The sequence below is a fragment of the Brevibacillus sp. SAFN-007a genome (assembly GCF_051967035.1).
Lineage (GTDB): Bacteria > Bacillota > Bacilli > Brevibacillales > Brevibacillaceae > Brevibacillus.
This window is the reverse complement of sequence record NZ_JBQCKK010000023.1, coordinates 14,611-38,024: the sequence shown is the minus strand read 5'-3', so window position 1 is coordinate 38,024 and position 23,414 is coordinate 14,611. Positions and strand designations below refer to the sequence as shown.

Annotated in this window: 23 protein-coding genes and 2 pseudogenes; 21 read left to right on the top strand and 4 right to left on the bottom strand. The window is 35.0% G+C overall.

All coding sequences use genetic code 11. The annotated features are described in order from the left end of the window. Positions 1–117: 117 nt before the first annotated feature. The 13 genes from ACTHO6_RS18660 to ACTHO6_RS18600 all read left to right on the top strand — a co-directional run bounded on the left by ACTHO6_RS18660 (position 118) and on the right by ACTHO6_RS18600 (position 14,207). A complete protein-coding gene (locus tag ACTHO6_RS18660) occupies positions 118–351 on the top strand; it encodes a hypothetical protein (RefSeq protein ID WP_440243188.1) in 234 nt (77 codons plus the stop codon). A gap of 356 nt (positions 352–707) precedes the next feature. Next, positions 708–2,021 carry a helix-turn-helix domain-containing protein gene (locus ACTHO6_RS18655; protein WP_440243187.1) on the top strand — a complete coding sequence of 438 codons (1,314 nt, stop codon included), beginning with the start codon at positions 708–710 and terminating at the stop codon, positions 2,019–2,021. Between the two features lie 750 nt (positions 2,022–2,771). Then, positions 2,772–3,764, top strand: coding sequence for an NAD(P)-dependent oxidoreductase (locus ACTHO6_RS18650; RefSeq protein WP_440243186.1), 993 nt, complete (start codon positions 2,772–2,774; stop codon positions 3,762–3,764). 19 nt (positions 3,765–3,783) lie between these two features. Continuing rightward, on the top strand, positions 3,784–4,440 hold the full coding sequence (locus ACTHO6_RS18645; protein ID WP_440243185.1) for a class II aldolase/adducin family protein: 657 nt from the start codon (positions 3,784–3,786) through the stop codon (positions 4,438–4,440). 18 nt (positions 4,441–4,458) lie between these two features. Beyond that, on the top strand, positions 4,459–5,160 hold the full coding sequence (locus ACTHO6_RS18640; RefSeq protein WP_440243184.1) for a class II aldolase/adducin family protein: 702 nt from the start codon (positions 4,459–4,461) through the stop codon (positions 5,158–5,160). A 1-nt stretch (position 5,161) separates the two neighbouring features. Next, positions 5,162–6,238 (top strand): radical SAM protein, encoded by a 1,077-nt coding sequence (locus ACTHO6_RS18635; protein WP_440243183.1) that lies wholly within the window; start codon positions 5,162–5,164, stop codon positions 6,236–6,238. Between the two features lie 11 nt (positions 6,239–6,249). Then, positions 6,250–7,314: a radical SAM/SPASM domain-containing protein gene (locus ACTHO6_RS18630; protein WP_440243182.1), complete on the top strand. Its 1,065-nt coding sequence runs from the start codon at positions 6,250–6,252 to the stop codon at positions 7,312–7,314. Between the two features lie 10 nt (positions 7,315–7,324). Next, positions 7,325–8,905: a hypothetical protein gene (locus ACTHO6_RS18625; protein WP_440243181.1), complete on the top strand. Its 1,581-nt coding sequence runs from the start codon at positions 7,325–7,327 to the stop codon at positions 8,903–8,905. Beyond that, positions 8,902–10,203: a hypothetical protein gene (locus ACTHO6_RS18620; protein WP_440243180.1), complete on the top strand. Its 1,302-nt coding sequence runs from the start codon at positions 8,902–8,904 to the stop codon at positions 10,201–10,203. The genes ACTHO6_RS18625 and ACTHO6_RS18620 overlap by 4 nt, the downstream gene beginning before the upstream one ends. A gap of 20 nt (positions 10,204–10,223) precedes the next feature. Continuing rightward, on the top strand, positions 10,224–10,682 hold the full coding sequence (locus ACTHO6_RS18615) for an NUDIX hydrolase (protein WP_440243179.1): 459 nt from the start codon (positions 10,224–10,226) through the stop codon (positions 10,680–10,682). Positions 10,683–10,701: 19 nt separating this feature from the next. Further along, positions 10,702–11,502, top strand: coding sequence for a class I SAM-dependent methyltransferase (locus tag ACTHO6_RS18610; protein WP_440243178.1), 801 nt, complete (start codon positions 10,702–10,704; stop codon positions 11,500–11,502). A gap of 296 nt (positions 11,503–11,798) precedes the next feature. Next, positions 11,799–13,166 carry a UDP-glucose dehydrogenase family protein gene (locus tag ACTHO6_RS18605; protein WP_440243177.1) on the top strand — a complete coding sequence of 456 codons (1,368 nt, stop codon included), beginning with the start codon at positions 11,799–11,801 and terminating at the stop codon, positions 13,164–13,166. Positions 13,167–13,202: 36 nt separating this feature from the next. Beyond that, positions 13,203–14,207: an acyltransferase gene (locus ACTHO6_RS18600; protein ID WP_440243176.1), complete on the top strand. Its 1,005-nt coding sequence runs from the start codon at positions 13,203–13,205 to the stop codon at positions 14,205–14,207. Positions 14,208–14,901: 694 nt separating this feature from the next. On the opposite strand, the pseudogene ACTHO6_RS18595 reads toward ACTHO6_RS18600, so the two are convergent. The 3 genes and pseudogenes from ACTHO6_RS18595 to ACTHO6_RS18585 form a co-directional block, all read right to left on the bottom strand. Next, positions 14,902–14,997 (bottom strand): annotated as a pseudogene (locus ACTHO6_RS18595) (IS3 family transposase); the annotation flags it as partial. A 95-nt stretch (positions 14,998–15,092) separates the two neighbouring features. After that, positions 15,093–15,752 (bottom strand): annotated as a pseudogene (locus tag ACTHO6_RS18590) (IS3 family transposase); the annotation flags it as partial. A 14-nt stretch (positions 15,753–15,766) separates the two neighbouring features. Beyond that, positions 15,767–16,057 (bottom strand): transposase, encoded by a 291-nt coding sequence (locus ACTHO6_RS18585; protein ID WP_440243175.1) that lies wholly within the window; start codon positions 16,055–16,057, stop codon positions 15,767–15,769. 136 nt (positions 16,058–16,193) lie between these two features. Here ACTHO6_RS18585 and ACTHO6_RS18580 point away from each other — a divergent pair, with 136 nt between their 5' ends. Beyond that, the gene (locus tag ACTHO6_RS18580) at positions 16,194–16,400 is read left to right on the top strand and encodes a hypothetical protein (protein WP_440243174.1); all 207 of its coding nucleotides are present in this window, start codon (positions 16,194–16,196) and stop codon (positions 16,398–16,400) included. 563 nt (positions 16,401–16,963) lie between these two features. Then, on the top strand, positions 16,964–17,146 hold the full coding sequence (locus tag ACTHO6_RS18575) for a hypothetical protein (RefSeq protein ID WP_440243173.1): 183 nt from the start codon (positions 16,964–16,966) through the stop codon (positions 17,144–17,146). Between the two features lie 49 nt (positions 17,147–17,195). On the opposite strand, the gene ACTHO6_RS18570 is transcribed toward ACTHO6_RS18575, so the two are convergent. Continuing rightward, positions 17,196–17,936: a 4'-phosphopantetheinyl transferase family protein gene (locus tag ACTHO6_RS18570; protein WP_440243171.1), complete on the bottom strand. Its 741-nt coding sequence runs from the start codon at positions 17,934–17,936 to the stop codon at positions 17,196–17,198. Between the two features lie 217 nt (positions 17,937–18,153). On the opposite strand from ACTHO6_RS18570, the gene ACTHO6_RS18565 reads away from it, so the two are divergent. The 6 genes from ACTHO6_RS18565 (at position 18,154) to rfbB (ending at position 23,414) form a co-directional block, all read left to right on the top strand. Continuing rightward, complete coding sequence (locus tag ACTHO6_RS18565) at positions 18,154–18,864, top strand: thioesterase II family protein (protein ID WP_440243170.1); 711 nt, start codon at positions 18,154–18,156, stop codon at positions 18,862–18,864. 260 nt (positions 18,865–19,124) lie between these two features. Beyond that, entirely contained in the window at positions 19,125–20,087 is a 963-nt protein-coding gene (locus tag ACTHO6_RS18560; protein WP_440243169.1) for an ABC transporter ATP-binding protein, read from the top strand. Positions 20,088–20,090: 3 nt separating this feature from the next. Continuing rightward, positions 20,091–20,861, top strand: coding sequence for an ABC transporter permease (locus ACTHO6_RS18555; protein WP_440243168.1), 771 nt, complete (start codon positions 20,091–20,093; stop codon positions 20,859–20,861). Then, positions 20,861–21,631, top strand: coding sequence for an ABC transporter permease (locus ACTHO6_RS18550; protein WP_440243167.1), 771 nt, complete (start codon positions 20,861–20,863; stop codon positions 21,629–21,631). Before ACTHO6_RS18555 ends, ACTHO6_RS18550 begins: the two co-directional genes overlap by 1 nt. A gap of 59 nt (positions 21,632–21,690) precedes the next feature. Beyond that, positions 21,691–22,452 (top strand): sugar phosphate nucleotidyltransferase, encoded by a 762-nt coding sequence (locus ACTHO6_RS18545; RefSeq protein ID WP_440243166.1) that lies wholly within the window; start codon positions 21,691–21,693, stop codon positions 22,450–22,452. Beyond that, positions 22,449–23,414: a dTDP-glucose 4,6-dehydratase gene (gene rfbB, locus ACTHO6_RS18540; protein WP_440243165.1), complete on the top strand. Its 966-nt coding sequence runs from the start codon at positions 22,449–22,451 to the stop codon at positions 23,412–23,414. The genes ACTHO6_RS18545 and rfbB overlap by 4 nt, the downstream gene beginning before the upstream one ends.

Below are 23,414 nucleotides of genomic sequence, written 5' to 3'. Positions count from 1 at the left end.
GAAAGTGGGTAATTTTCAACCGATTCTATTGGGGATTTTATTGCTGATCTTCACAAAATTTATAAAAATTGACAAATATATGGTATAATAAAAGCACATTCACTAGGAGGGTTAATTGTGGTAAGGGTTCGTTCGTTCGACGAAGCAAAAGAAATGCGTATAGCTTTATTACTCAAGCAAAGTGCGGAACTTACTGAATTAGAAAGAAAATATGGAGTTGATCCTTATCATCAGTACGTTAAATACATTAAGGATGAAATGTCGGAAGAAGAATTTGCTGTAGTTTTTCATTGGATTCTAACCCAGAACATCATGAAGGCATCTCGAATTAAATATTATAGAACTCATTAAATAACGCCTTCCCAATAAAGCACTCTTTTACTACTATAAGGGAAAATGGTTCTTGTATCTATATGAATAAATTGAAATTTGGTAATTATAAAAAAATTTAAATTAGCAAAACAGATTTTCAAGACTAGCCTCAGACTGTGAAAGAAAATGAGATTATGTCATCCAGTCAGTTACCACGCTTAAACCACGATATGCTTTTGTGGGGGAAATTAACATTTCGCTGAAAAATGTCGAAAATTTAACTGCATTTTTACATTCTGCTTTTTTGTTAAATGGAGATAGAATAAATTTTGGTAGGAAATTCCTATTCAATCACACCCATAAGTTAAAACAATTAAGAGGTGAGACAAGGTAAGATGGGTATCGGAAGTAAAATAAAAATCTTAAGAAAAAGAAAAGGCCTAACACAATCTAATTTAGCTGATGGTATTATTTCGGTTCCATACTTAAGTCTTATCGAAAATGAGAAGGTAACCCCGCCTTATGACGTATTACGTTGCATATCTGATAGATTGGGAAGTGATTTTAAACAATTAATTGAAGAATCTATTTCAGAGGACGAGGTATGTAAAGAAATCGAGAAGATCGGAGAACAATTAATATCGGCCTTGAATATGAACGATAAGAATGTTTATATGAACTTAAAATCCTTACTAGAACAAAAATTAAAAGAATATAGTGCTTTTGTGAATTGCACATTCTTAATTAAAATTTATCTATGCCATTATTTTATTGAGGTTAGGGATGTTGAGAATGCAAAGGTACTGTTAGATACTTTAGAAGCGGAAGTATCTAAGTGGAAAAATAATAATAATATTGAGTTTGATATATTTAAACTAAAAGGGGATGTAGCCTTTTTGGGGAAAAATTACGCCAATGCAATAAAATTTTACCATTTAGCAGAAAACCTAATGAAAGATAAAACTAGTTTTAAGTCTGCATGCCTTTTTTATAGTCTATCGTATGTATATGAAATTCAATACAATCCTATCAAGTCTTTATATTATTGTAGAAAGGCTATTGATATTTTTACCGAGGAATATAATGTTCCACTATTAATTAGATCTTTACTTATACTAGGTGCAAATTATCGAAAAATTGGAAGAAAATATGATGCCGAAAATATCTTTAGTAAAACAATTGAATTATCTGGAGAAAACGCTAATTTAAAGATTTACAAGGCAAATGCCCTTCACTGCTTGGGGACGATATCTTTACAAGAAAAGGACTACTATCGTGCCTTTGAGAGACTATCTGAGTCATTGAAAATAAAGAACTCAATAAAAGATGATATAGAACCGGAATCTTACGCAGATACCTATAAACAGGTATCTGAGTGTTATTATTTGGAAGGAATGTATAGTGATGCATATGATTATTTGTCAAAGGCTTACAGCACTCTCGCAAACTTAGAAAAATCATATATATTAGGCGATTGTATATTATTAGAAGGAAAAATAAAATATGCAGAGGGTAATAGAATGGAAGCCGTTAAAGTCGTTAAAAAAGCGCTCAAGTTATTTCAAAGTATAGGTTTTACAAAAGGCATAGCGGAATCCGCGGAGTGGTTAGGAGAATATTATAAAGATAGAGGGAACTTGAGTGATTACTGTAAATACTTGCATATCTCCCAAAATTGCTATAAGACTTTATGGGGGGTCCAGTCCTGATATGAGTTTTATGCAAACTTAATAATCAAAAATGGCAACAATTCACCAGTTCGTAGGCATACTTCGTCAAAGCTAATCGGTCAAAGACTTAAGGATTTCTAATTTTTTAAAAGTTAAGATTTTTAAATAAAGAGCTACTGCTCAAATGTTTCTAAGTGAAGTTTAAGACATGAATGTAAAAGTATTAGGTAAGTAGCCGTGACCCAGATAAGATCATGGCCATACGGTAAAGTAGACTGACATAAGAGTACACAATTTTTTGAGGGAAAAAACTCCTTAAAGAGCAAATTAATTAATGTCTTTATTCTTGATCACATTGTTAGATATTTACTATACCCGATTGAAAAATATTAATGAAGAATGGCAGTCTTAGACATATTTTATGTTTATAGACTGCCATATTTACAATAAAACAAATATTTTTACCACTTTTATAGTTGGATACATATTCAATAAAACGAAGAATAATATATCCGTGTCGAACTTTTAAAAATTCAGTAAATTTATTCTGTGTTATATTTATATTGCTGGGAAAAGCCAGTCATTATCGTACAAGTAAATAGGTTCAAATAGCAATAAAACAGTAATAGGGATAATCTCTCATATCAAAAGAATATATTCTACTTAAATATTAGATGAACAAATTTTTAATACTAACAATAACAACATTAATTGATTTAATATGGTGCATTTTTCGTAATACCATTTAGAAAACACTAATCATATCACTAGGCTAAAGGGGTAAATGTAATGAATATTCTCGTGATACCAAGTGCATCACAAATAGAGGAAGTTTCTACTTTTGAATCAAAGGAGAAACTTGAAAAGCTAGGCAACGTAAAATGGAATAATGACTGTTTTGAATGGGACGAAGAGAAAATAATTTCAGAAATAAGAGATGTTGAAGTTTTAATAACAAGTTGGAAATCGTCTTACATTTCTGAAAGGATCATCCGATGTGCACCCAAGCTGAAATTTATCGGACATGCTGGAGGAAGTATCAAAAAACAAGTACATTCATCAGCTATTGATAAAGGCATAAAAGTTGTTAGTGGAACAACTGTTATAGCAAATTCTGTCGCGGAATATGCACTAGGAATGATGATTTGCGGTCTCCGGAATATTAATAACTATATAGAGTCAGTAAAAAATGGTGGCTGGCGTTGGGAAGTTAACCGAGGATGGGAACCTTCGTTATTTAATAAAGTAGTTGGATTGATTGGGTTTGGAGAAGTTGCAAAAAAATTGAGAAAGTTACTAAAACCATTCAATTGTGACGTCGTTATTTACGATCCTTATTTAACTGATGAAGAGGCGAATGATAACGATGTGAGAAAGGTTCCGTTGAATGAATTATTATCTTCTTCTGATATAATCTCTCTTCATTGTGGATTAAACGAACAATCAAATAACTTGCTAAATAAGAATAGAATCACCCTATTAAAAGAAAATGCAATCATCATTAATACGGCAAATGGACACTTACTAGACGAAAGAGAACTGGTAAAAGTATCAAAAGAAAAAAATATTAAAGTAGTACTAGATGTTTTTAAAAAGGAACCAATGGACCCAAATGATGAGTTGCGTAAAATTAATGGATTTTATTGTACCCCGCACATTGCTGGGGGAACTTTGGATGAACGAAGAAGTTTATTGGGGTATATAGTAGACAATTTAGATATGTTCATCAACTTGAAAAAAGATGTCGGTGTAAGCAGAGATGAATGGTCGCGTCTCGCTTAAGAAAGGAGGGAGATAAAGTATGTACTTGAAAGAAAAATTAAACATGATAGAGATTGGAAGGCTCTGTTTTGAAAAAGGTTATACAGAAACCTGTGGTTCAAGTATAACAGTCAGAATTAATGATCAGCATTATTTGCAGTCTCCCAGTGGTGTTGCTAAAAAAATGTGGAAAATTCCTCCGGAAGAAATTCCAGTTGTAAATAATCGATTTGAATACATTCAAGGTAATACATTATTGCCCGCAGATGCGATTATTCATTGGGATATTCTTGAGCAATTTCCAGAATTTAATGCATGTCTTCATGTGCACGGAAAGTATAGTCTGGTTTACGCATGCGCCCAGTTGCCGATACCTTCGATTACTGAGACTACTTTTAGTCTTGGTGATGTTCCAGTACTTGAAAACGTGCCATGGGAAAAAGAATTTACAGTGGAAAGAAAGTACCCTGACACTTTCGTAAAACGTGCTGATATTATCAGAAGGTCTGAAGTAATTAGTAAATCCGTACGAAATTTATTGAGACAAGTTGATAAGCGAAAAGGGTTTGCAGTGCTTCTACCAAAGCATGGTATTGTAATTTGCGGTCATGACTTATTACATTGTTACGATCTATTGGAAAGAATCGAACATAATGCTTTTGTAAACTTAACTTTAAGGCAAGCAAATTTATATTAACTATTGGAGGAAATATCTATGGATTATACAGATGTTCGAAAGGCGATTGTACAGTTAAGTAAGTTGCCATATCAAAGAGGCTTCACTGATACAACAGGACTAATTATTACGGTAAGAGTAGGGGAAAATCGTTTTCTAAATACAGGATCTGGAATTAGCTTTAGGCGATTTATCGACTCTGAAGATGATCTTGTATTATTTGATGGGGAATTTAACAAAATCAGTGGTCATCGACCGGTTCCAGCATCTACCCAAATCAGCGTCGCAATTCTGAAAGCATTCCCAAATGCAAACGCAGTTATGCATGTCCACTCGCACACAACAGGAGCTTTTGCGGCGCTCGGAATATCTCCAAAGCCAATCACTCCAGCGGCAATCCGATTGGGACCAGTACCAATCATATACGATGAAAGCGAAGAAGAATTTATTAAAAATGGCGGGGACTTAAAACTAATCCCACTGAAAACTGAGAATAAATCAATGTTTGCCGGAAATGCTGAGCTCATCGAGAGAAGGCATCGTTTTTCATCTACTGTGGTCAGAACGATGAAGCAATACGAAAAAGGGCTTGAGCAACATAGTTTAGGATTCTTGGTGGATTTTGACTATGGGTTATTTACTATTGGTAGACACTTGGATGAAACATTCGATGCGGTTGAGAGGATCGAGAATAATGCAAAATTACTATTAAATATGAAGATTCTAGGTGGTGATAAGTAATATGGAACCTTCTTTAAAAGATTTAACCTCTTTTGATATAGGAAAAAAGCTATGGTGGCATCTTGATAAAGTAAATAAGCTTGTTAATGATGAACAAGTTTGGCCTATTCATTTTGGGATTGATCCTTCAAATCTATGTAATCATGATTGTGTCTGGTGTTCCTATACGGAGGTACTTCCTAATAAAAAAATGTTAGAAAGAGAAGTATTACTTAACGCAATAACTTCAATGTCAAAGAATGGGACGAAGGCCATCACGTGGAGTGGTGGGGGGGAACCAACAACGAACCCTCACCTGGCAGAGTTTTTTCACCATGCATATGAATTAGGATTGCAGCAAGCCTTATACACAAATGGTCAACTATTGAACGATCATCACATTGACGCAATTACTAAAGGCTTCCAATTTATCAGATTTAGTTTAGATGCAGGTACAGATGAGACCTATCAAAAAGCCCATCGAGTAAGACCAGGTACCTTTCATACCGTAATTAATAATATTTCAAAAATAGTTAAGAGAAAGATTGGCACTACTGTAGGGGTATCTGTTATTGTGCATGAAACAAACTACAAAGATATAGTCAAAGCAGCTGAATTAATGAGAAATTTAGGTGTGGATTACCTTGAATTTAAGCCGGTTGTGTTTGCCGAACATCAGGGAGGTCAGCAATATAGCAAGGATTGGTGGGCTAATGAGGTATATCCACTCCTAGATGAGGCCAAAACGTATTCAAACAATGAATTTAAGGTACTAGTTATTGGACATAAGTTTGATTCTATCATAATGGAAAACTTCGGAAGAGATTATCATTGTTGTTTATCTCATCATTTACAGGGGTTAATCAATGCGGACGGAACCCTATATGTGTGTTGCAATCAGCGTGGAAATGAGAATTTCAAGTTAGGGAACTTAAATGAGAACACCTTAGAAGAAATTTGGTGGGGAGAGAGAAGAAAGAACATTATCTCTAATATTAATGTGCAAAAATGCCCTCCAAATTGTAAAGGACATGAAGCGAATAAAGTGTTATGGCATGCTAAAAATCCGCTTCAGCAGTTTCATCCAAATTTCTTGTAAGAGGTGCGAACATGTCGCAATGGTTTGATCCACTACGATATTTAAATCTTTACCCTGAACTTAAAGCAATTGCGGACGGTAAAAATCAGTATCCAGTTATGGTCGAAATGGACCTTACTGACTATTGTAATCATGATTGTGTATGGTGTGTGGATCGCACCAATAGAAAGAAAGATATGGAATTTGGCCTGGAGAGCATCTTCAAGCTATTTGATGATTTTCGTTCGAAAGGAGTCAAGTCGGTAGTCCTCAAAGGAGGAGGTGAACCTACAACTTATAAACATTTTGTAGAGGTACTCGGTTATTTAAAGGAAAAAGAAATACGAGTTGGTTTGATTACAAATGGAGCCAAATTAAGCGATGACACGATCAGAAAAGCAGTAATAAATTCATGTGAATGGGTGCGTATAAGCTTAGATGCCGCGTCTACAGAAATGCACGATCGATTACACCGTCCAAATCCAGATGCAAGATTACCCATAATACTATCCTCTGCAAAAAGACTTATAGAAGAAAGTGCGAATACCTCCTTAGTCGTTGGTTTTAATTTTGTTTATCATAAGATCAATGCGGAAGAAATCGTTCTAGCAGCAGAAATTGCAAAGGAATTAAAAGCACGATACATTGCTTTTAGACCAGAAATACCAACAATAGGTAAAAAGATAAAGTATTCAGAAGAGATTAAAAATACAATTAGAAATAATTTGGATAGAACTAAACTTTTAGAAACACCAGACTTTAAAGTGATAATTGCTGCTCATGAAGAAATAAATCAAGAAAATTCGCTTTGTAAATCACATTCGCTTATTGGAATAATAAGAACAGATGGAGTGATGGCTCCTTGTTGCTTCCAAAAAGACAACCCTGAGATGTTTTTTGGTAATGTATTAGAAAATGGTCTTGAGAAAGTCTGGAATAGTGAGAGAAGGCAGGTAGTCATAAAAAAAATCGAACAAGGTGTATGCAACCACATTTGTAAAGTTGCTGCAACAGACCGCGCTAAGAGATACTGGATTTATAATGATATAATTTCGTATCTTGCTTTGGAAACAAAGCAGCATGCTGAATTTGTTTGAGGGGAATGCAATGAATTTACTATTTGAAAAAGAATTTGGACCAATTTATGCACCTAAGTCAGCATCCTGTTTGCGACAGCCAACATTCTTTGAAATTGCAGATGATGATAAGTTGGACATCATCATTGATGAAAAAAAAATCTATAAGTACGATGGTCACAAAATAATCGACACTGGGATTGCCTTCAAGAATGAAATCATTGTGATTGATAACGGAGGAAAATCTTTGAATTTTTCCCAAAAAATTAAAAAAGTAACGTATTCAGATGAGATAGTAATTGAAACGGATACTGGAACCAAAGTGTTTCATTACGCTCCTCAAGTTAAACCTTCAAGTATCCAAATGCTAGGTGAATCTTTATTACTTACACTTGCTGCAAGACATCAAGTATTGCTGATTAATCGAAGCGGAGATATTCTATGGTCTTTTGGCGAAGATCATACCCCCGGTCGAGGTCTTTCTTTGTGTGCACCACATTTTGCAATGTATAGTGAACGTGACCAAGAATTTCTGATTACAGACACTCTCAATGGAAGAGTTATTAAGGTTAATCGAGAGGGAAGGATCACTTGGCAATATGGCCAGGAATGTCAGTTAGGTTCTGAGACAAACAGACTCTGGAGACCGATGTGCGCCAAATGGTTATCAAATGGGAATATTGTAATCGCAGACTCTGCGAATTCTAGAATTATTGAGGTTTCACCAAACGGTAAAATCGTTTCCCAAATTGGCGAACCAAAGATATCCATCTTTAAGCTTGCTTTTCCTAGATCAGTTACTGAGTTACCTAACAAAAATTGGCTAATATCAAATACATATCACAATAACGTATTAGAGGTAAATCCTATTACGAATGAAGTTGAAAGAGTGTTCGATAACCATCTAGAGGATGGATTCCATTGGCCTAGATGTGCGGTTTTTAATGAACATACACATGAGCTCGTAATTGGAGATGGCAGAAACAATAGAATAGTTTTTTTAAACTATCATACAGGTCGCATCACCGGAAAACTTCAATATATTATCGAAAAGGGCAATAAATATCCGATTGGTGATCCTCATGATATACAAATCGATAAATCAGGACATAAACTGTTGGTAACGTTAACACTCAGTAACTTGGTAGTAGAAATAGATAGACATGGTCATGTATTAAGAAAATGGGAAAACATGCTAGATCCTCACTCAGCTAATTACCTCAAGAACGGGATAATTGTCGCAAATTCAGCTAAACATCAAATAGTCATTTTTAATGATGATGGCAATCTTGAGATAATTGACTCGTTTTATATTGATGGGCAACGTGAGAACTTTACTCAACCTAGGTATGCGTTTTTTTATGACAATATTCTTCTTGTTCTTGATACGGATGCACATCGAATAATTCAATTGGAGAAAAAGTACGATAAGTGGATAGGTAAGATTGTTTCCATTAGATTCCCTAAGGGGGCGCCTGTAATAGAAGAATTCTTCTTCTTAAGATGGATATCCGCTACTCAGGAGGGAAACATATTAATTTCTGATACTGGACACCATAGGGTACTATCATTTCAAGTTGCTTTACCGGAGGAGGAAGTGAACTCGGGATGATGTTCGGCATTGTACTTAAAGATCTAAAAATAATAAATAATTCCTCACCGGAACTATTGGAAACAATTATTTTTGATTTGTTTGGAACTGCTGATCCTACTGAACTGTTTTTCCGAGTTCAGTCAAAAGGATACTATTCTGGCTTTTACTTGGATTATATTGGATCGCAGGAATGCAAAACGCCTGTAATTGGAGTTTATGTGCGAACAGATAATCCCGACGATAAATGGAGAATTGGTGGTCAGGAACAATATTTGAACATCAAGCAAAAGCTAATTCACATTTGTCATGAATACGGACTATTGTATGAACCCAGATTTGTTTTTCCTTCTAAATCCCTACAACACTATAAGAAAATTTATTTTCAGTTAAAGGGAACTTTTGGGGAAATTGCAAGTTGTCTTCCTGTACTCTATGGAATAAAAGCTAATTTTCCTGACATTCATATGATAGTCGAGTTTAAGACGCCACGAAATATTGCACACATAGTGGAGCAGCAAATTAGAAATGAAAGATGGATTGATTCAGTTATTATAAGCCCTGATTTTCATTCCATGGTGCCGATGTGTGCTTCAGACAGAATGGAGGTTTGGGATAAGTATAACTTAGATTCATCTTCCCTCTTTTACGATGTGTTAGGCCCCATTTCATTAGATCCGAAATTTCCAGTATCAACTAAGTGGAACCCAACAGTACTAGAGAGTAATAAAATATTTGCTGAAAAGTTTTTGGAACAAATTACAAAAAATAAACCAACAATTTGTTTTAATTTAAGAGAGAAACCGTTTTCTACAGGATATACATGGAGATTGAAAGACTGGTATGATCTGATTACATCTGTTAGAAGAAAAATAGATTCAAACATTATATTAATTGGCGAAACGACATTTGGAAAACAGAGTTTTCCGATGGATAACTTTAATGCAGATCCGATGTCTGAGACTTTCCTAAATCGACTTCTACAGATGGATGATGTTTACAGTCTTATGGATAATACTATAAAGGGTATAGATTTTTTAGATGTACATTGTGTCATTTCTCAAACTGACCTATTAGTTGGTTTCCTCTCTGGATATGTTGTAAATACGTTGGTATCAGAGAAAACTCCTCCAGTATATTCAATTTTACCTTCAGACGAGAATCAACTAAATTTTCGAAGAAAATATTATATTCCTGATTTCTATCTTAATCGAAAAGGCAGCAGAATTGGATTAGTTGATCAACCTAAGGAAGATATTGCTGGGGAAATTACAAAACTGCTTCAACCAACGTGGATGGATGTTATTAATTTTAAATAATTAATGAGGAGGAAGTTAATATGTCTAACGATAAGGGAGATTATCGCTTTTCATTGGATTTACCGAAACATTATGTTGGAGCGACAGGAATTGTATTAAATGATAAAGGACAAGTATTGTTGCAGAAGAGAAGCGATAAGCTGACCTGGGAAATGCCTGGTGGAGTCGTAGAACTAGATGAAAAAATTGAAGATGCAGTTTTACGTGAAATTTTTGAAGAGACGGGAATAAAGGCAGAAATAATAGGTTTTGTCGGTTTATATAAAAATATGAAGCGGGGAATTTTAAACTTTAGCTATCTCTGCCGACCAGTTGGTGGAGAATTTCAGACCAGCGATGAATCGATTGAGATTGGTTACTTTACACCAGAAAAGGCGTTTGAATTATTAGAAAACCCTCGTCAAATTATCAGGCTAAAGGATGCACTGGATAAGTATGCAGGAAGTTATGAACACTTCCATATTACGTACACTTACTAATAGAGGAGAGTAATTCCAAATGACTTCAAACAATTTTGATTCTATCGCGCATCTTTATGACCAAACAAGAGCATATCCAAGCTATATTTATCCAATTATCACTGAACTAATTGAAATGATGACTGAACTTACACCCGATGCATCAAAGGTATGCGAAATAGGAATAGGAACGGGAAGGATGGCCCTTTCTTTTATAAAAAAGGGTTATGAATATTATGGGGTCGATATCTCAGAAAATATGATGGCATTGCTTAAAGAAAAACTGTGTGACATTCAGAATCAAGATAAAGTTAAATTACAGTTAGCTGATGCAACAAAATTACCTTTTGAGACAGGCATGTTCGATCTTATTTGGGGAACGAAAGTTTTACGTCATATCCCAAATTGGCATGATGTTATAAATGAATCGAAACGAGTGCTTAAAAAAGGCGGTTATTTCATTCATGGAGAGGAATATTGGGTTAGTGAACCTCCAACTAAAGAAGTAAGAAATCGGTGGGAGGAATTTATTCTTGATCAAAACGAGAAGTTCAATAAACCACCTGGAACTGTAAAAGATGATGAAATCGTAGAGTGTATTAGAAGTAATGGTGGTTCTGCAAAAATCATTACACTGGGAACCTGGCCTGTAATAGAAACTTTCTCCTCGAAAATTGATCATTTCGCTAATAGAGGAGGCTCTTCCACATTTGGTGTTAGCGACAAAGCATTAAAAATATCGATAGAGTTACTCAAAAAATGGGCAATTGATAAATATGGCGATCTGAATGAGCCTCATCAAGGAATCAGAGGATATCGGGTTGTAATTGGTAAGTTTTAATGCGTGAAAAAGATAATAATTTCCTCTAGAAAATAAACAAATAGTTAGTAGGCGCTCAGTTACCGCTTGGGTTTAAAAGGAAAGTAATGATAGCAAGAAAATACTAAATCAACTGGCTTTGGCGGTCTCGTCAAAGCCTTTCACTCCTTTTCTGTTAAATTCTTAAACTATAGGCCACGGAGCTGTAGAATATACTAGATCTTAGCGTCGAGATAGGGTACAAGGATTATCTAACCTTATATAAAACGGCGTTAATGTAGCTCTTTTTAAAATAGTGGAGGTTAATTATAACAAAGATGAATATTGCATGTATAGGTTCAGGATATGTTGGCAGTGTTATATCAATAGTATTCGCCTGTTTAGGTCACACAGTCACAGTAATTGACAATGATTGTAATAAGATTAATAAAATCAAAGAAAAAAAAAGCCCAATTTTTGAGAAAGGATTAGAGGTGCTTATTGAAAACTTAGTGGAGGATCGGCTTCTTGCTACAAATTCATATTCTACAATAAAAGACATGGATTTAGTAATGATATGCGTGGGTACTCCACTAAACAAGGATGGATCGACTAATCTCGACTATATGAAGTTAGCTGCTAGGAATATCGCAAAGAATTTAAATCCATGTGGTTATACTGTAATTTCAATTAAATCTACTACTCCAGTTAACTCATTGAATGAAATTATTAACATTATTCAAGAAAACTCAGGTTTAATAAACGAGGAACATTTCTCGGTAGTTTGCAATCCAGAATTTTTAAGGGAAGGAACTGCGTTGGAAGACTTTCTATATCCCGAACGAATAGTCGTTGGTTCAACTAACACTAAAGCTTCGGAAATTATGAAGAATCTTTATAGTGATATTTTAAATAGAACAAAATATTATTTATTTGATAATTTTATTCGAATAGATGAGACTGCAATCTCAAGAAAAACTTCATATTTTGAAACAGATCCAATTTCTGCAATGATGATTAAATATGCATCTAATGCCTATTTAGCGATAAAGATTAGTTTTATAAACGAATTAGCAAGATTGTGCGAGGTAACCAATGCCAATGTTTTAGATGTTGCAAAAGGGATTGGGATGGATTCAAGAATTGGAAATCAATACTTCCAAATTTCACCGGGGTGGGGTGGGTCATGCCTTCCGAAGGATACAGCTGAATTGTTTTCTCATAGTGTAAGGATGGGTAGAGAGCTTTCAATTGTAAAAGCAGCGATTGAATCTAATAATCAAATGAAAAAATATGTAGTAGATAAAATGAGGGATTTATTAGGTTACTTAGAAGGAAGAACGATCGGAATAATAGGATTAACATTTAAACCTAATACCGATGATTCCAGAAATGCTCAGACAGGCGATATTATTAGAGAATTGATTTATGCAGGCGCACAAGTAAAAGTGCATGACCCTCAGGGGAATCATACTTTTAGAATGAATAATCCTGAGTTGAATGTAATTTACTGCGAAAAAGCGGAGGAAGTTTCTAATGAAGCGGATATCCTCGTATTACTTACAAATTGGGAAGAATATTTACACCTGAATTGGAATTTGATATATGCAAACTTACGAAAAAAGTTGATTTTTGACACAAGAAATTTTTTGCCACAGAAGGCTTTAGAAGAAATGAACTTTCAATATGAAGGAATAGGGATTTAACAATTTATCAAAATTTTATTGAAAGGAGTTTTGCTTATGCCAATTAGTGCGGAGTTTATTGATATTCACCCAGAAGCAATTATTCATGACAGCGCCAAAATCAAAGCAAGGAGCGTAGTTATTGAGAAATATGTAAAGGTATCAAAGGACGTAAGCATAGAATGCGATGGAATTTTAAAGATTGGAAGAACATCCATTCTTGGTGTAAATCTACAGGTTAATTGTAATAATCTGATCATTGAAGAGAATTTCTATTCTGGAAAAGATGTCGTTATAGGTGGTGGAGGAACTTATAGCCCTCAAGCGAATGTTCGAATAGGCAAACGTTCTGCTTTAACGGATAATGTTTTTCTGGATTGTGGATGTGGTATAGAGATTGGAAACGACACAGTGATATCTAATAGGAGCATGATTTTCACTCATAGCGGTTGGCAACCGGCACTACAAGGGTACTCCTATAGGCATCAACCGGTAACTATTGAATCCAATGTTTATATAGGAACTAATTGTACAATATTACCTGGTGTTACAGTAGGAGCTGGTAGTGTAATAGGTGCTGGTTCCGTAATAGATAGAAGCATTGATTGTAATACTTTGTGTATTAGCAGAGGTGGTAAATTCATAATCAAAAACAACTATTATCCTAAACCATTAAGTACTGATGAAGAGTATGAAGTAATATATAAAATATTTGAAGAGTACAATGAAATTCTAAACCATCATAGTTATCGAAGTAACCTCTATAGCGATGGCAATGAGTTGTCAATCCAATTAGAAACTGGGGAAATCATTACTTATAAATATGAATTTTGTGAATATCCAAATTATAATCAATTAATATTGGGAAGATTTAATGGAGGGGACCATCCGAAAACTAATAACTTTGGAGCTATTTTTGACTTAAAGGATTACAACGTATTACCTGACGATCAAAAATTTTCTTTAGTATTTGAAGGCTTTCGAAACTTTTTAAGGAGAAAAGGCTTCCGGTTTTATACTCAGCACCATTTTGAGATGATAAAACGGGCCAATAATCAGTGATAAATTGATGATTATAACCGAAGTAAGTATTTTGTGAAATGGTTAATTGTTTCGTTTGTTGTAATGTTGAACATTACATACCCTTTAAAGTTTATTATCTATGTTTAATAACTACGATTAACAATAAAAAGGGGCCAAATGGTCCCTTTTCTAGGTATTGTACAATGATCATGACCTATAAGATGTATACGGTTAAAATCACTGTTTTGGTTGGAGTGTGGGCATTTTTTATTCCTTTCAACGGCGAGATCAATCTTATTTAGGTGTGCGGTCCTGATCGAACTATGGGAGGGTTGACCTCCATGATATGAGTGGAGATCCATAAGTGCGACTATACATCTCCTAAGTATCCACTTTTTAGAAACAAGTGGCTAGGTGGGTACCCTTTTTGCGATCTCTCCGCCCCTAGATTTTCCTTCACTTCAACTTCCAGCCACAAAGAAGATGATCTGGACGATTTCAATAAACGCGAAATCCTGCGAGAATCGCAGGATTTTAGAGAAAAGTGAACCTACATAGAGGGAGGTTAGTTCAGCAACAGAGTCACTCTAGTAAAGGGGTTGTTGTCGAGTAACCGTAGCTCGAATTATGGACAACGGAGATGAAGTAAATGATTTTTTCCAGAAGCAGGATACTGGGATAAACTCTGATGGACTTTCCCTAATTTACTTGACACGAAGGTAAGACCAATCTGTTATGAATGTTGTTTTTCATATTCCACTGGGCTCATATAACCCAATGCGGAATGCATTCTTTTCGTATTATAAAACATTTCGATGTACTCGAAGACTGCATTTCGTGCTTCCTTTTCATTGGTGAACTTTCTTGTTCCGGCATCCGTTCGCGTTTTAACGTTTTGTAAAAGCTCTCCATCACGGCATTGTCATATGGATCTCCCAAGCGGGACATGCTGAGGATGGCTCCATGTGCTGCCAAGGTGCTTTGGTAACGTCGGCTTGTATATTGCGAACCTCGATCCGTATGTACAATCAGTCCTGCTGACGGGCGTTCCCTTCCAACGGCTTGCAAAAAGGCGTCTATCCCCAACTGTTCGGTCATTCGGGTGTTCATTGCCCAACCGACAACTTTCCTTGAAAATCCATCAAGATAAGTGGCCAGATAGAGAAATCCATGCTGAAGGGGAAGGTAAGTGATATCTCCAATCCAGAGCGTGTTTTTCGTTTGGGCTTCAAACGCACGTTTCACTAAATTGTCCATGATTCCCGATCCTTTTCCTTTTGGTTTCCGTCCGATCCGACTTCGTTTTCGATAAGAAACGGCAGCCAGTCCCATCCGCTGCATAAGGCGAGCGACACGGTTCTTGCTGGTAAACAAGCCGCGTTTGCACAACGCTAAAGCGATCCGGGGACTGCCATATCGACCCTTGAATTCTTTGTACACTTGCAGAATGGCTTCCTCGAGAATTTCCTGGTCGATGGTTCGTTGACTTTTTCTGCGTTTCTTCCAGTCATCATACCCTTGGGGGCTGATTCCAAGCACTTTACACATGAGCCGGACGGGATAGATTTTTACGTGGCTTTGAATAAACCGATACTTGGCTACTCGGGCTCCTTCAAGAATGCCTGAAACTTTTTTACAATCTCATTCTCCCTTTCGAGTTCTTCCAAGCGCTTTTGTAGCCGTCTGATTTCGAGATCCTTGTTGGCGATTGGTTTCCCGTTACCTGTAAATGCTTCATCACCGTGTGTTTGATATTCATACACCCATCGGCTCAGCATCGTAGGAAGAATGCCTAAAGCCTTCGCAACATGGGAGACCTTCTTTCCTTCATCCATGATCTGCATCACGGCAGCTATCTTGAAGGCTTTGTCATACTTTTTACGCACCATAGAAAAACAACCCCTTTACACAAAGTTATCCTTAGTCTTAACTCCGTGTAAAGAGGATTGATGAAAGTCCATTGATTTAATTGGAACGACAGAACCAGCAGTTAATTCGCTTAGACTATTCTTCAAGAGACGCAAAGTGAGCGATAAACCAGAATCGTTTGAAGTAGGAGATAAGTCGTTTACAGGTTATTCGGTCATTACCGATGAACAATTGCCAATAATTCAGATAGATTTTGAAACCTATATAAGTTACTCCATTACGAACGAATCATTTACTGCTTGGGATGATTATGAAGAATTTGAAGGAGATGCATTTAGAATTTATAGCTTCGTAATGAATTAGGCAACGAAAAAATCCACTGCCCAAATCAACGACCAATAGACCCAAAATGGGTTACCTGCAGTGGTGGTTTCGACCACCAAGCTGCATTGACTAAGTTCGTATTCAAAATACATAAAAGTAAGTAAATTACAAGCACTCTCTTCATAAGCACCATCCGTGCACAGTTTTATGGCTAAAAATTAAGCAGTACATTTTGTTTTAATATCAGTATTTGTTCAGTTATCCTGCCTGTTAGCGGAGTAATAAAAAACGGTTGCCTTAGCAACCACTATTCCGCTATCTGATTTCCGTTAGTTGAATAACATATATAAAACCATCTTCATCTTTTTACTTCGGTTATTATTGGTTGTGAAACAGAAACGATATTAACAATGTGGTCTATACATACCATTCCATAATGTTTAAAGGGTCCTGGATAATCGGCTGATGCAAATGTATGTGTATGAATAAAATCCAAAAAACGTGATTTGGGAGGTTAACCATCCAATCAAGTCGGTTACTTTTTTTGCATCAATGAAAAGTAAGAATTATGATAGAAAAAGACAACTATCGGAGGGAAAAAGATGAAAAAGAAACTGGGTATGATTGTAGCTAGTCTATTATTTGTAAGCGCATTAAGCACACCGGTATCAGCGGAATATGATGAAGCTTATAGGGCTGCTCACCCGGATATCACGCAACAGCAGTACAATTATGGTGTAAACGTCATGAATCAACAGTACATAATTCGTGATAAACATTTTTAGTGAGCAGAACCATGGAGAGCATATGTATTTAGGCTGATAACGAAAATATTCACAAGTATTTATTGATCATTTCATCTCGCAACTCTAGTATATCACGAATTATTATTTCATTCGGAAAATCCGCTATAGTAGCACAGACTGACATTTTATACATTTCATCGAGAATATACTGTTTAAAATAAAACATAGATAATTGATTCAATTGATTGTCTAATAACGTGATGTCTTCATTCTTGGATTTTCTTATTGTAAATGAATTTAATGGAATGAACATTCCTTTTCCTATAGCTTTTATATAGCTCTCTTTTAGCGTCCACAAGTCATAAAAATAATGCAATCTGTCTTCCGGAAGTTGAGCAAATAGATCATTGTATTCTTCCCTTGATAGAAAACGCTCCGCCATGCTAAGGTCAATTGGTTTAATTTCCTCAATGTCGATACCAACACTTGCATTGTGTGTTATGCATACTATCCATTTACCTGAATGTGAGACATTAAAGTTGAAATTTGGAGCGTCAACTAAGTAGGGTTTTCCATAGGGATTCTTAGAAAAAGTAAGATCACTATTTCTAAGTTGTAATTCCCTACAAATTACAGATCGAATTAATACATCTGCGACTAATGTTCTATAGGCATCAACCTGATTTTTGAAGCGAATGATTCTTTTATTTTTTTCCGGTGAAACCATTTGGGAAAATTGATTGAAAATATCTGAATCCATTACCAATGGGACTTTTATAGCACAAAGCGCTATCCTTTTTGTTTCTTGAGGCGGTACGTAACGAATCACTTTTGCCCTCATACCTTTCCTGTGTAACAATATCATCAACATTGTTTATTTTTCTATGTACAAATACCAATACATAAGAGTACTACTATTTTATTATTAACTTTGATTATATTTAAGGTGGTAAGAGTGTAAGCTTAATAAAATTACTTTTTTCATATATGAAGGCACTATAGTACTATCACACTTGAGTGATTATGTTTATTGAGGAGGGAGATTGATGAACTTTAAGCTTTTTTGTCTTCCATATGCCGGAGGATCATCTTCAATCTATTATAAATGGAAACAGCATCTCCATTCATCTATAAAATTAATTCCTGTGGAGCTGGCGGGTAGAGGTAAACGACTGCAACACCCATTTTATACCGATTTTGAAGAAGCGATCGATGATATTTTGAAAAACATTGCAACAGAGATCGATGACTCTCCATATGCCATCTTCGGGCATAGTATGGGGGGCTTACTTACTTTTGAATTAGTTCATAAAATCAACTCATGTAAATTAAGGTTACCTTCACTCAGTATTATTTCTGGTGTGAAACCGCCACATCTTTGTTCAAATAAAATCCAGCATAACTTGTCAGATGAAGATTTAAAAATAGAGTTATTAAAACTTGGTGGAACACCTGAGGAAATCATTAATAATGATATATTATTCAGTTTTTTTCTTCCGGTAATTAAAGCGGACTTCAAACTTATCGAATCCTACAAGTTCGAACATAAAGATACTTTACTACCATGTCGTCTACTTATTTTACATGGCACAGATGATCAAACTTCAACATTTGCACAACTCAAAGAATGGGTAGAATACACAAGTAAGCCATGCGAATTTGCATTATTCGAAGGTGGGCATTTCTTTATACATGATAATATCGAGTCAATAACCGGGTTAATAAGTGAAAAGCTTTTCAACACTTACAAACATTAGCAATCAGCTAAAACGCTTTAAGTTCAATGAATTTCAGCTAATAGAGTAAATAAGGTTGTTTAATTGTCGAACTTTTAAAAATCTATCAATTTGAATGTATGGTATATTTTAGGCAGACTTAATGAAGCGCGTAACTATTAATTGAAATAACTCACTATAAGCAGTTGACAGTGTCTGCGGATTCATAATCACCTAGATCGTATAATAGTAAGTTTTCCTTAAGGTTTTTTATTAGTTATCGAGTTAGGAGAGGTCATATCTTGAAGAAAAAAGTAATAGAGGTTAATAATCTCTCTCGAGAATATGAAGTTAAATTAAAAGGCAAATCGCAAATTGTTTCTGCATTAAAAGGTATTTCGTTTGATGTTTTTGAAGGTGAAGTGTTCGGGTTACTGGGACCGAATGGGGCAGGAAAGACGACCACCACTAAGATACTGTGTACGTTACTTGCACCATCATCTGGGACAGTACGGGTACTTGGACATGATGTAATAAAAAATGATACACAAATCAGAGGATCAATTAATTTTATGTTTGGTGGCGAAAGTGGCGTTTATGGAAGGCTAACAGCAGAGGAATATCTAAGGTATTTCTGTTGTCTGTACAAGATTCCTAAAAAAGACCAAGAGAAGACAGTAACCGAAGTCATCAAATTGGTAGAGTTGGAGGAAAAAGCAAAGCATAAAATTCGCACCTTTTCTAAAGGTATGATTCAAAGATTACACATTGCACGATCACTAATAAATAATCCAAAAATAATTTTTTTAGATGAACCAACAATCGGTTTAGACCCGGTAATCGGCGAGCATATCAGAAAAATTATCAGAAATTTATCAGCTAAGAATATTACGATTATCCTAACTACGCACTACATGAAAGAAGCTGACGAGTTATGCGATCGTATTGGGATTTTAAATGACGGTGAATTCAAAACTATTGGAACTCCACAAGAAATAAAGGAGTCGTGTAATTCAATTAGAATTTATGAAGCTACTGTAGAAAATTCGACTGAAAAAAATATAGAAAATAGTGAAGTAATTAAAAATGTAAAAATGAAGATAATTAGTGAAAAGTATAAACACATTACTTTTGAAGTAGAAATGTCACATTCAAAAGAAGAGATTAAAAACGAGTTACTTCAATATTTTCCGGACGTTATTACATTAGACCAAAAAGAAATTAGTCTGGAAGATGCTTATAAGCACATTGTAAAAGGGGCATAAAACATGAACTTTTTTCACCTTTTTGGTTTTCAGTTTCTTAAATTTACCAATCTAAAAAACAAAATGTATCAATTTATATTTTTCTTTCAACCAATTATTTTGCTGACAATCATTAAATATATGTTGATAATTCGTCCGAAGCAAAATGTGACGATGTTTCTTGTCGCGGTGGCAGTAGTTAGTATGTGGAACTATGTGCTCTATTCATGTGGATCAGCTCTAATTTCAGAAACAAGAACAAACACATTACGACTGTTGGTTGGGACTAAAACATCTCTTTTTAAAATTTTATTAAGTAAAATCATTAATAACGCTATTCTAGGTGCATTATCTCTAGTAATTACGTTTTTATATGCTATATTCATATTTTATTTTGCCGTTGAAATAGAAAATATCTTCAGGTTTGTTCTATCTGTACTATCTCTAATCATTTCTTTATCCGCAATTGGTATGATTCTAGCGATAATCTTCAATTTCAGCGAGAATGTGTATTCATATCAGAATGTTATCGTGTACCCCTTTCTGTTGCTATCAGGTTTATTCACTCATTTAGAAGATCTACCGCTAATTGGAAAGATCGTTTCGATTATGCTTCCTACTACTTGGTCTATAAAAAGTATATCCAATTCTTTTTCAAACGATGTTCAAGGTATTGAATTTTGTCTTGGGACTGCATTGTTACTATCTTTAATTTATACACTTATCAGCTATATTTTAATCAATAGAATGGAGTCTAATATGAAAAAGAAGGGTGAGATAGGGGGATTGCTTTAATGCATTTTGAATTTATTAAGTTGACGTATAAAGCATTATATCCGTATCAGGACCTGAAATCATTTATATTATTTAGATTTGTCGAACCATTTTTCTACTTTGTTTTTTTTATTCTTTTAGGATATACCGTTTTAGGTAATGAATATCTAAACTATTTAATTTTAGGTAATGTGATTTTAATTATACTACGGACGGTCATTTTCAACCTTACCCTAATGTCCAGATATGAGCGCCTTTACGGCACCATAGGGCTTATTACATCCACTCGAACCTCAATATTTAAAATTATTATTTTAAGAATGTTAATTCCTATTTTGGATGCATATTTTGTAGCTACTTTTAGTCTGTTCCTCTATTACACTTATTTTCACGTTAATATCAATATTTCAAATATTTTGTTACTGTTTCTATTAATTAGCTCAATTATTTTCTCCGTATCTGGCTTTGCACTAATAATTGCAAGTGTAGGGTTGGTGCTTCGTGATATCAATCTTATACTAAATATTTCGATAGGGATCTTTCAGGTGATGAGTGGGATTAACTTTCCAACAAATTTGCTACCTATTTGGTTGGAAACAATTTCAAAAATATTGCCTGTGACAAATGGATTAGCAGCTATGAGAGCGGCATTAAACGGAGCTGGTTTTTACAATGTTTCCCATTTATTGTTTAACGAGTTACTACTAGGGTTCCTCTATTTCTCATTAGCATTTTTGTTGATTAAAATTATGGAAAAAATCGCAAAGCAAAAATCTACACTATTTAACTAGATTAGTGATTGAAAAAGTCTTTCGGAGCTTCCATATTTTTTGCTTAAAGGGGTGATTACATGAAGGGAATAATTTTAGCTGGAGGAACTGGATCGCGTCTATACCCGTTTACAAAGGTCACTAATAAACAATTGCTACCTGTAGGTAAATACCCCATGATATTTCATGCGATCCATAAATTCGTCCAAGCGGATATTAAGGATATATTAATTATCACAGGAAAGGGACACATAGGTAGCATTGCGTCTTTATTGGGAAGTGGAGAAGAGTTTGGAGTATCATTTACATACAAAGTCCAGGATGAAGCAGGAGGAATTGCCCACGCTTTAAGTCTTGCTGAAGATTTTGTATCTAATGACTTAATGACAGTAATTTTAGGTGATAATGTATTTTCAGATGATATTACGTTATACGTTAAGCAGTTCGAGCAAACAGCGAGTGGGGCCAAAATTCTACTTAAAGAAGTGGCCGATCCAGAACGATACGGTGTTCCTGTTTTTTTAGGAAATTCTATAGTCAAAATAGAAGAAAAACCGAATAGGCCAAAAAGTCCCTATGCCGTAACTGGTATATATATGTACGATCCAATAGTATTTGAAATAATTAAAAGCTTGAAACCATCGAAACGTGGAGAGTTAGAGATTACTGATGTGAACAACATCTATATCACCAGAGAAAAATTAACTTTTGACATTTTACAAGGATGGTGGGTAGACGCTGGAACATATGAATCGTGGTTAAAAGCTGATCATTTAGCAAGAGACGTTGACTTAGCTATTCAACATTTTGATAATTATTCTAAAGTAGTGGATATAAAATGAGAATATTAATAACAGGTGGAATGGGGTTCATCGGAAGTCACTTTGTAAGGTATATGTTACATAAGTATCCCAGTTATCAAATAATTAATCTTGACATTCTAGGGTATTCATCCAATCTCATGAATTTACTAGATGTTGAGAACTTTTCTAATTATCGATTTGTGCGCGGTGATATTTGCAATGGTAGGTTGCTCAATTCCATTTTCTCCCAAGGTGTAGATGCTGTGGTAAATTTTGCAGCTGAGACACATGTAGATAAGAGCATAATAAGTCCTGTTCCTTTTATTAGATCAAATTTTCTTGGGACCCAAAGCCTTCTAGAACTCTCACTTAAATTCCAAATTAAAAAATTTATTCAAATATCGACAGATGAAGTTTACGGTAGCCTAGATGAGTCAGGCTATTTTTGTGAGGATTCTCCGATTTCACCAAACAATCCTTATTCAGCTACTAAGGCAAGTGCAGAACTTCTTGTCCGTGTATATCACCAAACATATGGACTTCCGGTTAATATCATTCGTTCATCTAATAATTATGGACCGCACCAATATCCTGAAAAATTAATTCCTCTTGTAGTAACGAATGCATTAGAAAATAAGCCGATCCCAATTTATGGTGACGGACTGAATATTCGGGATTGGTTATATGTGGAAGACAATTGTCGAGCTATCGATAGTGTCCTGCATCTTGGGAATGTTGGGGAAGTCTACAATATATCCGGTGGGAATGAAAAAACTAACAATGATGTCGTGCATTTAATACTAAATATATTAGGTAAACCAAAAAGTTTAATTACTTATGTTGATGATCGGAAGGGGCATGACAGAAGATATGCAATTAACTCAGCAAAAATCCGGACACAATTAGGCTGGCTACCTTTAACTAGTTTCGAGGATGGAATTGTTAAAACTATTGATTGGTATATCAATAATATTAATTGGTGGAAAACTGTAAAGGATTGA